Source organism: Marinobacter sp. NFXS11 (genome assembly GCF_040148675.1).
In the GTDB taxonomy this organism is placed as follows: domain Bacteria; phylum Pseudomonadota; class Gammaproteobacteria; order Pseudomonadales; family Oleiphilaceae; genus Marinobacter.
On record NZ_JAGDDV010000001.1, the window covers coordinates 78,077 to 93,100 of the forward strand.

Annotated in this window: 13 protein-coding genes; 4 read left to right on the top strand and 9 right to left on the bottom strand. The window is 56.1% G+C overall.

Annotation, left to right across the window (positions count from 1 at the left end; genetic code table 11):
• Positions 1 to 104: 104 nt before the first annotated feature.
• Both J3362_RS00385 and J3362_RS00390 read right to left on the bottom strand, forming a co-directional pair.
• On the bottom strand, positions 105 to 1,736 hold the full coding sequence (locus J3362_RS00385) for an MFS transporter (protein WP_349517594.1): 1,632 nt from the start codon (positions 1,734 to 1,736) through the stop codon (positions 105 to 107).
• 254 nt (positions 1,737 to 1,990) lie between these two features.
• Positions 1,991 to 3,148, bottom strand: a complete 1,158-nt coding sequence (locus J3362_RS00390; RefSeq protein WP_349517595.1) for an NnrS family protein — start codon at positions 3,146 to 3,148, stop codon at positions 1,991 to 1,993.
• 73 nt (positions 3,149 to 3,221) lie between these two features.
• On the opposite strand from J3362_RS00390, the gene J3362_RS00395 reads away from it, so the two are divergent.
• A complete protein-coding gene (locus tag J3362_RS00395) occupies positions 3,222 to 3,785 on the top strand; it encodes a Yip1 family protein (RefSeq protein ID WP_349517596.1) in 564 nt (187 codons plus the stop codon).
• On the opposite strand, the gene trhA is transcribed toward J3362_RS00395, so the two are convergent.
• Positions 3,786 to 4,475: a PAQR family membrane homeostasis protein TrhA gene (gene trhA / locus J3362_RS00400; protein ID WP_349517597.1), complete on the bottom strand. Its 690-nt coding sequence runs from the start codon at positions 4,473 to 4,475 to the stop codon at positions 3,786 to 3,788.
• Between the two features lie 166 nt (positions 4,476 to 4,641).
• Here trhA and wrbA point away from each other — a divergent pair, with 166 nt between their 5' ends.
• Positions 4,642 to 5,241, top strand: a complete 600-nt coding sequence (wrbA, locus tag J3362_RS00405) for an NAD(P)H:quinone oxidoreductase (protein ID WP_349517598.1) — start codon at positions 4,642 to 4,644, stop codon at positions 5,239 to 5,241.
• A 98-nt stretch (positions 5,242 to 5,339) separates the two neighbouring features.
• Here the strand turns inward: wrbA and J3362_RS00410 are convergent, their stop codons facing one another.
• Positions 5,340 to 6,041, bottom strand: a complete 702-nt coding sequence (locus J3362_RS00410) for a Crp/Fnr family transcriptional regulator (protein WP_349517599.1) — start codon at positions 6,039 to 6,041, stop codon at positions 5,340 to 5,342.
• A gap of 173 nt (positions 6,042 to 6,214) precedes the next feature.
• Here J3362_RS00410 and J3362_RS00415 point away from each other — a divergent pair, with 173 nt between their 5' ends.
• Entirely contained in the window at positions 6,215 to 7,132 is a 918-nt protein-coding gene (locus tag J3362_RS00415) for an AEC family transporter (RefSeq protein ID WP_349517600.1), read from the top strand.
• Here J3362_RS00415 and J3362_RS00420 read toward each other — a convergent pair.
• A complete protein-coding gene (locus J3362_RS00420) occupies positions 7,129 to 7,782 on the bottom strand; it encodes a cation efflux transmembrane domain-containing protein (RefSeq protein WP_349517601.1) in 654 nt (217 codons plus the stop codon). The genes J3362_RS00415 and J3362_RS00420 overlap by 4 nt on opposite strands.
• 60 nt (positions 7,783 to 7,842) lie before the next feature.
• On the opposite strand from J3362_RS00420, the gene feaR reads away from it, so the two are divergent.
• Positions 7,843 to 8,958, top strand: coding sequence for a transcriptional regulator FeaR (gene feaR / locus J3362_RS00425; protein ID WP_349517602.1), 1,116 nt, complete (start codon positions 7,843 to 7,845; stop codon positions 8,956 to 8,958).
• Between the two features lie 63 nt (positions 8,959 to 9,021).
• Here feaR and J3362_RS00430 read toward each other — a convergent pair whose 3' ends face one another.
• From J3362_RS00430 to cadR, 4 genes are all read right to left on the bottom strand, one after another.
• Positions 9,022 to 10,431: an aldehyde dehydrogenase family protein gene (locus J3362_RS00430; RefSeq protein WP_349517603.1), complete on the bottom strand. Its 1,410-nt coding sequence runs from the start codon at positions 10,429 to 10,431 to the stop codon at positions 9,022 to 9,024.
• A gap of 108 nt (positions 10,432 to 10,539) precedes the next feature.
• Positions 10,540 to 11,883: an alginate export family protein gene (locus J3362_RS00435; RefSeq protein ID WP_349517604.1), complete on the bottom strand. Its 1,344-nt coding sequence runs from the start codon at positions 11,881 to 11,883 to the stop codon at positions 10,540 to 10,542.
• Positions 11,884 to 11,954: 71 nt separating this feature from the next.
• Complete coding sequence (locus J3362_RS00440) at positions 11,955 to 14,231, bottom strand: copper amine oxidase (protein ID WP_349517605.1); 2,277 nt, start codon at positions 14,229 to 14,231, stop codon at positions 11,955 to 11,957.
• Between the two features lie 237 nt (positions 14,232 to 14,468).
• Positions 14,469 to 14,927 (bottom strand): Cd(II)/Pb(II)-responsive transcriptional regulator, encoded by a 459-nt coding sequence (gene cadR, locus J3362_RS00445; RefSeq protein WP_349517606.1) that lies wholly within the window; start codon positions 14,925 to 14,927, stop codon positions 14,469 to 14,471.
• Positions 14,928 to 15,024: the final 97 nt, after the last annotated feature.

Here is a 15,024-nt window from a genome sequence, read left to right on the forward strand (position 1 = left end):
AGCAGGTGCGTCATTCGGAACCGATGGAGAGGAACCTTTGATGGAGCGCAGACACAAAAAAACCGGCGCCCTTATCGGACGCCGGTTGTTGCATGAATCCAGTATCAGGGATTTTTGATGTACGCATTCTTGCGCAGGTAGAACCACCAGTTAACCACCAGGCAGAGTGCGTAGAAAACCGCAAATCCGTACATGGCCACTTCCGGGGTGCCAGCCTGGATTTCCTGGCCCATCACCCGTGGGGCAATGAACGCGCCATAGGCAGCAACCGCAGAGGTCCAGCCCAGAACCGGACCTTTCTGCTGCTGATTGAAGATGAAGCCAATGCTTCGGAAGGTGGAGCCATTGCCGATACCGCTGGCCGCAAACATGATGATGAACAGAATCAGGAACGGCGCAAAGTAGGCGTTCGGATCGGTGGAGTTGTAGGCCAGCATCATCACGTAACCGGTTGCCACAGAGGCACCAACCATCACCACCGAGATGATCTGGGTAACGATAGAGCCGCCCACCTTGTCGGAAATCCAGCCGCCCACAGGGCGAATCAGCGCGCCCACAAACGGGCCCATCCAGGCCCAGGTCAGTGCGCTCGGCGCATCAGGGTTCACCACCCGTGTTACGGTGCCGTCGGCAGCGACTTCCATCATGTTGCCGAAGATAACGCTGATGGACAGAGGCAGGGCAGCGGAGAAGCCGATGAATGAGCCGAAGGTAAGGATGTAGAGCACGGTCATGGACCAGGTATGCTTGTTACTGAAGATGGCAAACTGGTTCTGGATGTTGGGTTTGATGTCGCCGGGGATCAGGCGCAGAAGAATCAGCGTAAGCACGATTGTCAGGGGCAGTGCCAGCCACATGTTCAGTACGCTGAGGGCCCAGACGCCTGCGATAGAGGCGAGAATGCCAACACCATAGAGCCCGAGAATCTTGCCAAAGGCTGAGAGTGGGTTGCCGGGATTCGGGGTAACCACTTTCAGGTTATTCATGCCAAACCAGCCGGCAAACGCCAGTGGGATCAGAAACACCAACCAGATAAAGCCGGCGTTCTGGATCCAGGTGTCGGTACCGGCCTCAATACGCCCAATCAGAGTGCCGCTCGGGCTCTGCAGTTGCATCGGATCACCGGCCAGGGCGCCGAAGATGCCCACGGTCATTACCAGTGGAATGACGACCTGCATGGTCGTTACACCGAAATTGCCCAGCCCGGCGTTCATGCCCAGGCCATAGCCCTGTTTGCTTTTCGGGTAGAAGGTGCTGATGTTGCTCATGGAGCAGGCAAAGTTACCGCCACCGATACCGGAGAGCAGTGCCAGGGCCTGGAACACGATAAAGGGTGTGTCCGGGTTCATCAGAGCAAGGCCGGTACCGGCAGCGGGAATCATCAGCAGGGCAGTGGTCAGGAACACCGTGTTTCGACCGCCGGCAATCTTGATCATGAACGAGGCCGGGATCCGCAGGGTTGCGCCGGAGAGGCCTGCAATCGCAGAAAGGGTAAACAGCTGATCAATGGTGAATGGAAAACCCAGATTCTTCATCTGGGTGGTGATCATCCCCCACATCAGCCAGACGGCGAAGCCCATCAGCAGGCTGGGTATGGAAATCCACAGGTTTCGGGAGGCGATGCGCTTGCCTTCCCGTTCCCAGAATTCTTCACTTTCGACATCCCAGTGTTCGATGTCTGCGTTGGTCCTGTTTCTCGCGCCAATGTGGCCGGCGCCCGCTGTACTGTTAGCCATGATTCGTGCTCCTCGGTTTGCATGACCCTTTGCCTCCGGTCAGAGGCGTCAGGGCTTTGTGCCATTGTGCAAAGCGGGAGGGGGAGTAATTCTTGATATTGCTCAAGGACAAGACTGCGGAGTGAATGGCCGGTTTTTATACGCCCTTTTAGTGGTGCTTCGGCGCTTTAAAAGGTTTGTAAATCATGAAGATACGGTGGTGATATTCCGAAGGTGGTAGGCGGGCCGGTTGTCAGCGCAGTGGAGGTAGCCAATCATTTCCGGCGGTTCTGGCTATCTCGGAACAGCAAAATCACCTGCAGCGCCACAAAACCATAGATACAGGACCAGCTCGCAGCTGCCAACCAGAGTGCAGTCGGTTCAAGAAAGGGCGTGTTCCCCGCGTAGAGTCGGGCGATTGCGGCAACGGCCATGCCGGAGGCGATGCCAACAACCTGCCAGGTAGGTGGTGTCATTCGTCTGGCTCGCTGCCAGGCCAGCCGCAGTATGACACTGGTGGAAAGCGTGCCTAGGGCACCGATTGTTATCAGGTGCATGGAGGAGACAGGATTGCTTTCCATCACAATGCTTAACCCGCTTGCGCCCGCCCCTGTAGCCAGCCATAAGTAGCCTAGCGCCAGCATCAGCAGATCCGGCCGGTTGCGGCAATGCCAGAGTTTCCAACGAACAGCGCGAACCACGATCAGAAAACCCGTAACCAGCAATAACAGCCCTGCGACCGGAGCCGTCACTGGCAGAAAGCTGAATAGCAGTGCCAGCAGCAAGGTGGCCAGAAGAGCCCCCTCAACATGTGGCTGAACCCGGGCCTCGAGGGGAATGCCTTGTTTTTCGAGCGTGCCGGCCACTGCCGGCGCGATGATTCTCCCCCCGATAAACGTCATCAGGAGCAGCAGAGCGACAATCGCGGTTGTCAGTACCCGGCGGCTATCCGGCATTGCTGGTTCGCTTGCTGCCATTGTGTTACTGGAGAACCAGAAAACGACCGACAACAGGCACAGAAGCAGAATCAGCGGGCCGGCGATCCGATTGCGCCATTTTTTTGCAGCCTGGAATCTCGGGACCGCATAGCGCGCCAGCAAAAGGGCGAAAGCCGGGCTCAACAGTTGGCCGGCAATGCTTGCCGGGGCCAGAATCCAGCTGACTCTCGCGAGTATCCAAAGAACGAAGAGCAGAGTGAGCACCCGGTTGGGTTGGGGGCCGAGCGTGTAGCCTGCGATTAGGGCAAGAGCGAAGCCGAATATCAACTCGTGGCCGTGTCCCGCTCCCAGAAAACCAGGCGGCCAGCCTGTCTTGGAGAGCACGCTGTAAATCGACAGGGGAACAGCCAGTGCAGCGAATATTGATGCGGCAGGGAAGAAGAGCCAGAACGCATGAATATTCTTCCGTGGCATGCCCGAGTTGTCTAAAGTCATCTCGTATCCTTGACCGGTCAGCGCACCGAAACTATCAGTAAAAATAACGCGGGATACATTTTAAAGGTGCATCATGAATATTACACAACTTGCCCGTCTACCTTTTTCCGGCAATGGCGCATGGTTCGAATTGCAACGCCTCAACCTCTCCATTCCGTTCCTGGCCTGGGTGGTGGTAGTACCGATGTCGTTTCTGCCCCCGGTGCTGCTCTATTTTGCCGGTACACACTACGGCGACGCCTTCATGCAGGGGTTCGGTGACAAAGAGTGGAAGTTTATAACCACGATCCTTTTCCTGGCAGAGCTACTGACGTTCTTCGTGATGGGATGGCTGATTCACGCTGTTATGAACAGTCATCAACTGAAAATCAGCTATCAGGATGCCTATTTACTGGCCGCAATTGCGCCGCTGCCGCTCTGGTTGTCATCACTGGCGTTGCTGATGCCGGTGCTGGCAGTGAGCGTGGTGGCAGTTTTTGCCGCTTTGTTCCTGTCCTGCGCGCTGGTTTACCAGGGCGTTCGCTCAGTTTGCGAGCGAAGCGATAACGATGTGGTGGTCATGTCTGCCACTTACACGGTGATGGCAGCTTCCCTGCTGGCATGGGGCGTTCTGATGGCCATGGTCTGGGCATTCTGATCAGGCCACATGGGGCAACACGCCATAGTAGATGGCACTGAAGTGGCAGGCGCTGCCGCCGATCACGAACAGGTGCCAAATTGCATGCATGTAAGGTATGCGGTCGGCCAGGTAGAAGGCGACACCGGCGGTGTAGACAACGCCGCCGGCAATCGTCAGGTTCAGGGCGGTCTCACTCAGGTTGGCCACCAGATCGGAAGACGCGAAAGTGATCAGCCAGCCCATGGCGATATAGATGCCGACCCTGGCCAGTTTGAACCGGTTCTTGAAAATAACCTTCAACACCACCCCGGTAATCGCTAGTGACCAGATCACGGCGAACAGCGTCCAGCCGACCGTTCCGCGCATATTTACCAGGAGGAACGGCGTGTAGGTACCGGCAATCAGCAGAAAAATGGCGCAATGATCAAGGGTCTTGAAGGCGCTTTTGAGTTCCGGCCGCCGGGCACCGTGATACAGGGCGGAGGCCAGGTAAAGCAGGATCAGCGAAGCGCCAAAAATACTGAAGCTGACAATCTTCCAGACATCCCCGAACTGGCTGGCGCCAATGATCAAGGCCGCGGTGCCGATAATGCTCAGGATGGCGCCGAGCCCATGGGTGGCACTGTTCAGCCATTCCTCGATGCGGTGATGGATATTTGGTGCTGGGGATGGAGTTGCTGTCACTGAGTGGTCTTCCTGATATGCCATGGCGATAAAATACTTGAGCGTACACGTGTACGCAATGGCCGAGAGTGACCATCCTGTGAGGCTGTTCAGAAAAATTGAATAACCTGTCGGAAAACTTCCGATTTCTCTCGAGTCTGCCCCTGGTTAGCATCCGTATAACGATTTAAAGACACGGGAGGTTTTTCTCATGGCAAAAGTGCTTGTGCTCTATTACTCCATGTATGGCCATATCGAGACGATGGCAAACACCATTGCCGACGGAGCTAAAGGCGTCGACGGTGCCGATGTGACGATCAAGCGCGTGCCCGAGACAATGGGCGACCAGGCATTTATCGGTGCTGGTGGAAAGGCGGAGCAGGAAGCGCCAGTGGCTGATCCGAAAGAGCTGGCAGAATACGATGCGGTGATTTTCGGCACGCCCACTCGTTTCGGCAACATGGCTGGCCAGATGCGGACCTTTCTGGACCAGACAGGTGGTTTGTGGGCCGAAGGTAAGCTCCATGGCAAACTAGCCAGCGTATTCACGTCTACCGGCACCGGGGGCGGGCAGGAGCACACTATCAGCTCTTTCTGGACCACCCTGGCTCACCACGGCATGGTGATTGTGCCCCTCGGGTATGGAATTCCCGAGTTCTTCGATATCTCTGAAGTGAATGGCGGAACGCCCTACGGAGCTTCAACCATCGCTGGTGGCGATGGCTCCAGGCAACCGAGTGAAAAGGAACTGGCCATTGCCCGCTTCCAGGGCAAGCACGTTGCCGAACTGGCAGTAAAGTTGCACGGCTGAGATTGAGGTTTTAGCAAAGCGTTGAGCGTTTTTCAGGGCGGCAGGCGAGAGCTTGCTGCCCTTTTTTATGCAGCGCTCCGGGTGCCTCACCTTCACAGTCAGGTTCTTGCAGCCCCGGTTTTGAGGCGGGAAAAAGTCGCCGGCACAACACCGAGCCATGACGCCAGTTGATTGTCCGGCACCCGTTTGACCAGCTCTGGATATTCCTCAAGCAATAACCGATATCGATCACGGGCAGGCATCGTGTGCTTGCGGAATTCCCTCATGCTGGTCAGCTCAGCAATTTCTTCCGTCAGGGCAAGTGCAAACCGGGGCCAGAGCCCTTCACTGTGAGACTGGATCGCGGACCGGAACGCAGCGAAGTCAGCAACCCAGATCGTTACCGGCGTTACTGAGGTCAGGCAAAGGGTGTTTCGTACGGTCCGACTACGACCAAAAACCGGCCAGACCATATCGCCTTCGGAGAAGAAGTGGTGCACTGACACCTTGCCACTGGGTGCTTCCCGGAAAAGCCGGAGTATGCCGTACTGAATCAGGTAAACGTTTGCCCAGGGTTTATCGTGTTTCTCCAGTGCAGTTTCGGGGTCTACCCGTCTGAGGTGGAATAGGCGTGCGAGGTCTGCCAGAAACCGGGCGTCCGGATCATTTTCATGGCCTGCCAGACGAATACCGAATACCCGGCTCAGACCATGCAGGAGGGATGCCGACTCTGGCGCGGCATCCTGCTCAACAATATCGGGGTTGTTTTCTCCCAGCATGCATGGAGCGGAGGAGACGTCTGGTCTGAAAATGCTGTTCATGGCATTGACCCTGTTTTGAGTGTCACCTCAATTATGGTATCAGAGAAGAATCTTTTGAAATGACTTAAATCATTAAGGCTTTTTCACTGAGTCGATATCGCGATTCGGCGAAAGTTCAGTGATAGACTCCGCCTCCTGTTGCTGGAAGTTTACCCTCGCCTCACGGAGTCCCGATGGCTGCAGCCTTTGCCCTTTTCTTCAAACTTATACCGCTCTATGTGACGGTCGCACTCGGCTGGGTGGCCGGTCGTTATCTTGAGGCCAGTGGTCGCCATATCGCCGGCATCATGCTCTACATCGTGACACCATCGGTGGTGTTTTCCGGTGTTATGGCAGCGCCGCTTTCTCCCGAAGTTATCCTGCTGCCCTTTCTGGTATTCGGGATTTCTTCTGTTCTGGGAATTGTGCAATTAAAGCTGGCAAAGAGGGTGCTCTCCGACGGCAGTGCCAACATCATTCCCCTGTGTGTGGGTTCCGGTAACACCGGGTACTTCGGGGTGCCGGTTGCGTTGTTGCTGTTCGGTGAAGAGGGGCTCGGGCTCTACATCGTTTGCATGCTGGGCACCACGCTGTTCGAGAACTCCGTCGGCTTCTATCTGGCGGCGAGAGGACGCTACAGCATCAAGGATGCGCTCTGGCGGGTGCTGAAGCTCCCGTCTGTCTATGCCTTCCTGGCGGCCGTTGCCCTGAATCTGGCGGGTGTTGGGATTCCCGATATTTTCGTGCCACTGTTCGATAACCTGCGCGGTGCCTACAGCATTCTGGGCATGATGATCATCGGCATGAGCATCACCAGCTTTCGTGGGCTGGCGGGCAATGTCCGCTTCACGGCACTGGCGTTTTTCGGGAAGTTCGTGATCTGGCCACTGGTGGCGATGGTGTTCTGGTGGGTCGATTCAGCAGTACTGGGCATCTACGAGCCAGCGGTTCACAAGGCCATGTTCCTGATCTCGATCACCCCGATTGCCGCCAACACCGTGGTTATCGCCACGTTGCTGGATACCTCGCCGAGGCAGGCAGCGGGTACGGTGTTGCTTACCACGCTGTTTGCCCTGGCGTTCATCCCGGTAATGATCTCCCTGGCGTTTTAGCGGCTGCTCGATGCTGTAGCCGCTGGTTGCGCTTCGCTGGCCCTGGCTTCTGCAATGTCGCTTCGGGCATGGCGCACCACACTGATGCCCGCGGTGATGGCCAGCGTACCCATTATGGCGGCAACGATCAGGTCCGGCCAGGCGGTTCCGGTGCCGAACACACCGAGAGCGGCCACCATAACCGCGATGTTGCTGATGGCATCGTTCCGGCTGCACAGCCAGACCGAGCGCATGTCGGAATCGCCTTCACGGAATTTGAACAGTATCGCAGCCACGCTCACATTCGCGACAAGCGCCAGCAGGCCGACGGCCCCCATGGTCAGCGGCTCCGGCGTAATGCCCTCCTGTACCACCCAGACTGCCCGAGCCCATACCACCAGGCCGAATACCGTCATGGTGATTCCTTTGACCATGGCCGCTCGTCCGCGCCAGAGCATGCCCATGGAAAGCACTGTCAGAGAGAGGATGTAGTTGGCGCTGTCGCCAAAGAAATCGATGGCATCTGCCATCAGCGAGACCGAGCCGGATGAGAGGCTGGCCAGCCCTTCCACCACAAACATCGCCAGATTCACCCACAGAGCAATCCACAGCGCGCGGCGGAAGCCGGGGGCAGGGGACTTGGGTTCGGGGGCGGAGCAACTGCACGCCATAAAGACCTCCTTTGTTCAGATGGTCTTATTGAAAACCCTGTAGTTACTGCAGGGTCAAGTTTGTTTGAAAATATCCAGCGGAAGGCAACGACTTTGGCGCGACAATCAAGCGATTCAAAAATAAGGTTTCAAGTTTGCACTTGGGTATCGAAAGGTATCCCGAGTGCTCTTGACGCCACTGTTTCAGGGAGCTTGACATACACTAAGGAACTGGCCAATCTCTGTACAAATAATCATAAAGCCGATTTCGGTGGGTCAGTTATGCTTGGAAACGCCTTCGCAACGGCAGGGTTCGACCGCTGGATCAGTGATGTAAATCAGATCTGCGGACCTTTTTCGGCAGAGCCTCTCGAACAGGAGTTCTCCGGAAACATAAGTAAAATGGGATCCAGTGCCCTGGATATGTCCCACGTTACCATTCGTGGCGCTCAGCTTGTGCGAGGCCGAAGCGATATCCGTCGTTGTGTTACTCCAGAGTTCTTTTGTGTATTCCAGCTCCGAGGAAAGTCGAGGGTTGAGCAAGCTGGGAACAGGTCTATTCTTGAGACAGGTGACATTGTTCTGGTTGATTCGGCTCTTCCCTTCAGCTTTACCTACGACAATGAGTCGGAGCAGATTTCGTTGATTCTGCCGCGCCCAATTATAGAACGAACCCTGAATCTGTCAGGGATCGAGCTGGGTGTCCGGATTCCCTCCGATAGCCATATTGCCCGCGTAGCGAATTTATTGATTGGCGGAGCGGCAAATTACGACAGTCTTGATGAGGAAGAAGGCGCAGCGATCATTGACTCATTGATCATGCTGATCAAACCCTCTGTCATCCGAAGTGTTGGGCAGCACAGCCCCAGTGAGCGCGTGTTTCTGCAAGCTGCCTCATTTATTCGGGAAAACATCGGGGAGTCTGAATTGAGCGCGCGGATGGTGGCTAATACCACCGGAACCTCGGTTCGCGGCCTCTACCGGGCGTTTTCTGCCCGCTCGTTGACCGTGTCGGGGTACATCAAAGCCCAGCGGCTGGAGATGTGTGCCGATTACCTGAAGAAGTCCAAAGGCAAGGTGAACCTGACGGAAGTCGGATACCGTTTCGGTTTTGTCAGCCCCAGTGCTTTTTCAACGGCTTTCAGGCAGCATTTCGGGGTGACACCTTCGAGTTTTTGCCAGGACCGTATTTCCTGAAAAAGGGGAGCTGCCAGGCCGTTGATTCTGGCAGCTCCCTAAAGGGGCAGTGTCGCCGACGCTTTATTTCTTGATGCTGATAACTCTTGGCTGAGTGACCGCTTTCAGTCCTTCCAGGCCAAACTCGACCCCATAGCCGGACGCTTTATTGCCACCAAAAGGCACCATGGGGTGAATTGCCCCGTGCTGGTTGATCCAGACGGTTCCCGCTTCCAGTCTCATGGCAACCGGCTCAGCTTCTTCCGGGCTGTTGGCCCAGACCGAGGCGCCAAGGGCTGCTGACAGGCTGTTGGCAGAAGCGACTGCGTCGTCCAGGTTTTTATAACGGACGATAGGCAAAGCCGGGCCGAACTGCTCCTCATCCACCAGCCTCTGCCCATCCTGAATGTTGCCCACGAGGGTTACAGGCAGGAAGTAGCCGGTGTCAGGCACATCGCCGAATTCCATGACATCGCAGCCGTTGGACCGGGCATCGCCGACCAGCTCCTTCACCTTGTTGTACTGCATCTTGTTCTGGAGCGGACCAATCAGGTTGTTCTCGTTCATGCCGTCGCCAATGGGCATCTGGCGGGCAAGATCACTGAGGGCGGCAATCACCGAGTCGTAGTCGTTTTCGTGCACATACAAGCGCTTGATGCACGCGCAGGTCTGACCCATGTTCAGGAATGCGCCCCAGAAAAGCCCCTCTGCAATGGCGGTGGCATCAGTGCCAGGAACGACGATGGCGGGATCATTGCCGCCAAGCTCCAGCGTGATCGGCGCGAGGTTTCGTGACGAGGCTTCGATAATACGCCGGCCGGTCGCCTCGCTGCCCGTGAACATGATCTTATCGATGTCGGGATGGCTGGTCAGCGCGGCCCCGATACGGCCGTCCCCGGAGATGGTGTTGAGAACACCCGGGGGCAGTACCTGATTGATCAGCCGAACCATTTCCAGTGTTGCGATCGGGGTGTATTCGGAGGGTTTGAGAACCACCGTATTGCCCATGCGGATGGCAGGAATAATTTGCCAGATGGCAATCATCAGGGGCCAGTTCCAGGGAGCAATCGCTGCCACCACGCCCAGTGGTACCCGGTGCAGTACGTCCTTGCGTTCCTCGTCCTCGTGGACGGTTTCCGGGGCCAGTGCCAGTGCTGCCGGTACCTGTGTCCAGCCCACGCAGGCCTGCACCTCGAAACGGGAGCCGGGGCCAGACAGAGGTTTACCCTGCTCCCGGGTGATCAGTTCGGCCAGGTATTCCGAGTTATCCTGCAGTACCTGAGCCACGCGGGCGACTGTTTCCTGTCGCTCCTGATCACTGACTCTGGACCAGTCCTTCTGTGCGTTGCGTGCGGCAATGACGGCGTCGTTTACGTCCTGCTCGCTGCTGATGGCCGCGAGCCCCAGGGAATCACCGGTTGCGGGATTGAGAATCTCCTGGTGACTGGTTGCCTCAACCGGTTTCCCATTCACCAGGTTGCTGTAGGTTTGCATGACAATGCTCTCCTGCGGGTGTTCGTTAGAGTTAGGCTGAAAGTCCGCTGAAGCCACCCACGGCTTTGCCTATGGGCGGCTTGTACTTGGTTGGCGGATGGCAACGGGTTAGAACGGAACAATGGCAATGATCTGCGCATAGGTATTGGTCTCGTCACTGCCGATCTGGCTGCCGCCTTCGGCAGCGCTGTTGTCTGGCATATAGAGGCCAACCAGAGGGCTGATAATCAGATGCGGTGCTGCCACCCATTCGGCATAAAGATCCACTTCCTGGGCGTTCAGGTTCCCTGTGCCGCCTGCGGTGTCAGTGAAATCAAAGAAGAGAGCACCGATACTGAGTGTTTCTGAGGGGGTAGCCTTGAAGCCCAGGTGATGCACGGAGGCATCAGAGTTGAAGGGTCCTGCGTAGTTGGCTGCGACCTCACCCTGGAACCAGGTGCCATAGCCACGGTTGAAACCGAAGAACAGCGGATCGAAACCCTCATCAAAGCTCGAGTAGCGATAGTTGACGCTGGGTGACCAGGGCGTTTCGCTGAAGGTCCAACCGGCTTCGGCATACCATGCCTTGGAATTTTCGTCAGAGCCCTCTCCGGCTTCCTGGTTGACGAATTCAGCGGACAGGAACAGCTTGTCGACACCCGCATTGCCCTGGTAGCGGAGGCTCATGGTTTTTTGCCCGTCTCTTGAGCCGTACCCCAGAATCGGAGCAAAGGTGTCGTCAACGTCCAGCCCTTCGATATAAGCCAGACCAAATGTACCTTGCGAGGTCACATACTCGGTATTCAGGCCTGCCAGTTCCATTTCAGCCTGGGCTTTATTGTCAGAGGCCAGCCAGAACAGGTCGGCGCGCAATCCGTCTGAGCCTCCAATACGGGCAATGGCGGTCTGGTCAAATGCCTTGCGGGCTGCAAGCCAGTACGCGCCGCCCCGATCAAAGTCCAGTCCGCCACCATTAAGGGCATCGCCAAAGTTCAGGGCATCGCTGTTAATCAGGAAGCCGTCGCCGATAGTGAACTGCTGGCGACCAACGGAAAGATCAAGGCCATCCTCTCCAAGCGCCGGAATCAGATTGCCTGAGCGCCAGCCGAGGTAGGCATCCTCAAGGTCGGTTTCCCGTTCGTTGCCTGAAGTAATCCCCGCGGCATCGCCGTCCCCCCAGGTGCCGGATGAGACCAGGTTAACCGCTCCGTAAAGTCGGCTGCCCGAGCCGACACTCTGGCTTCCCGACAATCCGTACTTGATGTAACCCTCCTGCCAATCTGAATCACCGGCTTGGGACTTGGCACCAAGGTTGTAGGTCTCTGCACTGGAAAAAACACCCACAGCCGCTTCTATATCGACGTTCAGTTCCGTACCGTTCTGGTCGTAAAAATTGTAGGCCGAAGCGGGTGCCGATAATCCGGCCACGGCCAGGCAAATAATGCTTTTTATGAAACGCTGATTTTTCATCATTTCTGATTCCCGTATATCTGTTTTTTTATGACCGGGCTTCCCTGCCCGGATAGCTCACCGTTCCCTGCGAATCAGTTCTCCGGCGTCTGTTGCTCGGGCAGATTCAGAGTGGGTGTCTGGTCAAAGAAGTTCCAGGGCTTGAGCAAGGAGTGGACATACTCCGTGGGCATCATGGGCCACTCCTCCGCCCGGGCGACGTGGGTCGCCCCGGTGGTCATCCAGAGCACGGTGTCGACGTTCTTAATGGACTCGTTGTCCTCGACAAAGGTTTTCAGGCCCGTATCGGTTTTCGCCCGGTTCGGGTATTTGCCTTCCGGAAAGCGTTCTTCTGGTTTGTATTGTGTGACCCAGATCTGCTTATCCATGAAGTTGACCCGCTTATACAACCACTCGTCGTCGCTGAACAACGCACCCTTGGCGATGGGGTGAGTACCACCGGCAAACGGGATGATCTGGTAACCAACCGGGTAGCCCATGCGGTTTTCTTTGTTGGGGTTGGTCATCAAACGCACGGTTGACGGGTCGAACTTCTGAACCGCGTCCTGTTCCGTTTCTACGACCCGCTCTTTGGTGATCATCACACTCTTACGAGGGCCACCGGCCGTGTTTTCCGCGACCACGGGATCGATTTCTTTGAGGCTGTTCTGCTCGCCGTCAACATCCAGGTCCAGCCGGAAGTTGTAGATATGCTGGTGGGTGGTCCCCACGATGTTGTGGTCGATCAGGGTGCCATAGCGGGTATCTTCTTCGGCGGTTTCATCGTGAACAGTGCGGGACTTCACGGCTTTGACCGCTTCAATGCCCGAGGCTCCGACGGTCAGCCTGATATTGCCATTCGCCATGAACACCCAGTCGAACATGTAGTCGTAGTTACCGATGGTGCTCACCCAGCGGACAACCAGTTCCCTTCGTTCGCGGCTCTCATTGCCCGGGCTGCTGCCCAGCATTTCCGTGTGCTTGAATTCCGGGCCAGCGTAGCGCTCAAAAACGGCAATGGCATTGGGAATGGTAAAGGGTGCGCCGCCGTTATCGACCAATGTTGCCGGCAATAATGTCGCGTTGTTGGGGGTATCGACGCCGCCTTCCAGGGGCGAGGTCAGGTTCCCCATGCCGTAATCGCCGGAGTCGAGGTAGGACTTGAAGTACCAGCCTACGTCAGGATCGCCGTAGGGTACGATCATCCCGCCCAGCGACCCCTCGTACATGACTTTCCGTTTTTCACCCTGGTCGTCGTAGGTCAGTGTGGAAATGACAGGGCCAACGCGAGAATTCAGCTTGAGATGGAAATTCCAGTTCTGCCATTGAATGGTATGGCCAGACATCGAGATGTTGGAGCCTTCCGGCTGCACCACCATCAGCGGTTTTACATCCGCAATGTTTTCCTGATCACGTCCATCGTAGGGGCGGGGAGCCATCGGTACCGGGATAACGCCGTCATCCTCAATCTTGAGAATGCTCTTTTTTTCCAGGTCCACGACTGCCACGAGGTTTTCGATAGGGTGCGCCCAGTAGTTACCGTCACCGATGTCCAGGTAAGACACCACTTTCAAGAGTTTCAAATCGTGCTCAAGGCCGTCGTCTCCCCCGAAGTACCCGACGGTGAGTGGTGTTGCGACCACATTTTCCACATTGTCGATACCGCGCTTTTTCAGGGCTTCTTTATAGGCGTCACTGTTTGAGACGATTTCCTGAACTGCCAGGAAGTCGTCGAAGGTCACCATGCCATGGGCGTCTTCGATGTGTTCCCAGCCAACAACGGACTCAGAGTCGAGATCGACTGTGCCTTCGTAGACCTTCCGGCCATCCACGACCGTAAAAATGGCCTGACGTGAAAAGTCGTGGCCTTCACCAAAGGACCATTCCCAGACTTTTTCTTTGCTGGGGTCGGCGAGTCGGATTTGGGTGAAACGGATAGTGTCCTTCCAGTGCTTGGAGGACTTGACTGCGTTCGCAGCTGTGGTGATTTCTTCAGCGGATAATGGGTCCAGTGGATGGGCTTTATTACCAATGCTGATGTTTTGGGAAACCTGACCTGAGAAAAGATCGTGGGCAAAGCTCCGCTCTACGAGGACTTCACCATCGTGCAGTTTTGCAGGGGCTGACAGCTCAATCTCATCGCCATTGAAAAACGCCCTTGTCTCTCCCAGAGGCACCCGGATTTTTGTGTCTCCAGACACAACCAGCAGTTCGCTTTTATCTTCACTGAGTTGATAGCTGGCACCCGAGGAATTCAGTGCTTTTGCGATCGGCATATAATCCGCCGAACCGCCGTGGGCCAGAGCCGTTGAACTGGCAACGAACAACGACGAGGCCAGGGCGACCGAGAGTGCGAGTTTATTTTTGTACATAATGACTCCTGACAATGTTTGCTTTGTGCATGAGAAACAGTTCAGCCGAGCTAGTTAATGCCAGCCCGGCTGTTCCAGGGGCGGGCGAACCTAACCGTGCATCTGTAAGGCATAGAAATAGCATTTCAGTGGCGCGGAGGCTTTTGAATGACTGCCAGAGTCTTTTCGAATCGTGCCGGTTGAAATGAGGTAGGGTTTATTCGTCAGACGAGGATGAGACTGGGGGCGAGGAAGGTTTCAGTGGTTGCCCGGGCCATGGGTACCGGGAACGTGGTTGTGGCGATCCTCCGGTTCCGGTGTCTGAAGCTCCGAGCTCAACCCGCCCAGAATGCCGCACTCCCGCACAGTGCGGCCATCCGTGCAGGCTTGCTGAAGCTGCTCCAGGGTTTCTTCCAGGCTCGCCAGTTCCTTCAGCCGCTCACGAACATGATTCAGATGGCGCGCCAGCAGGGCGTCCACTTCGCTGCAGTCCGCTTCCGGTTGCTCGGCCAGGCGTATAAGTTCGCGGATCTCTTCCTGGGCCATATCCAGGTTGCGGCAGCGTTTGATAAACAACAGGCGGTCCAGGTGAGCATTTCGGTAGGAGCGGTAGCCGCTGCTGTCTCGATTCGGTTCCGGCAGCAGGCCGATCTTTTCATAGTAGCGGATGGTTTCAACGGGAATGTTTGTGACTTTCGCCAGTTCACCGATTTTCATCGCATGATACCTCAGACACGACCTGGAAAATGGACGGTTGCCTTAAGTCCTGTCATCAAGGCAGAGCCTGAATTCAGGATATCACAATGCGAGTTAT

Coding starts and splice junctions, on each gene's coding strand:
- trhA (WP_349517597.1), bottom strand. CDS start 4,475: ATGGCATATCAGGAAGACCACTCAGTGACAGCAACTCCATCCCCAGCA.
- cadR (WP_349517606.1), bottom strand. CDS start 14,927: ATGAAAATCGGTGAACTGGCGAAAGTCACAAACATTCCCGTTGAAACC.
- J3362_RS00435 (WP_349517604.1), bottom strand. CDS start 11,883: ATGATGAAAAATCAGCGTTTCATAAAAAGCATTATTTGCCTGGCCGTG.
- wrbA (WP_349517598.1), top strand. CDS start 4,642: ATGGCAAAAGTGCTTGTGCTCTATTACTCCATGTATGGCCATATCGAG.
- J3362_RS00430 (WP_349517603.1), bottom strand. CDS start 10,431: ATGCAAACCTACAGCAACCTGGTGAATGGGAAACCGGTTGAGGCAACC.
- J3362_RS00440 (WP_349517605.1), bottom strand. CDS start 14,231: ATGTACAAAAATAAACTCGCACTCTCGGTCGCCCTGGCCTCGTCGTTG.
- J3362_RS00420 (WP_349517601.1), bottom strand. CDS start 7,782: ATGGCGTGCAGTTGCTCCGCCCCCGAACCCAAGTCCCCTGCCCCCGGC.
- J3362_RS00385 (WP_349517594.1), bottom strand. CDS start 1,736: ATGGCTAACAGTACAGCGGGCGCCGGCCACATTGGCGCGAGAAACAGG.
- J3362_RS00395 (WP_349517596.1), top strand. CDS start 3,222: ATGAATATTACACAACTTGCCCGTCTACCTTTTTCCGGCAATGGCGCA.
- J3362_RS00390 (WP_349517595.1), bottom strand. CDS start 3,148: ATGACTTTAGACAACTCGGGCATGCCACGGAAGAATATTCATGCGTTC.
- J3362_RS00415 (WP_349517600.1), top strand. CDS start 6,215: ATGGCTGCAGCCTTTGCCCTTTTCTTCAAACTTATACCGCTCTATGTG.
- J3362_RS00410 (WP_349517599.1), bottom strand. CDS start 6,041: ATGAACAGCATTTTCAGACCAGACGTCTCCTCCGCTCCATGCATGCTG.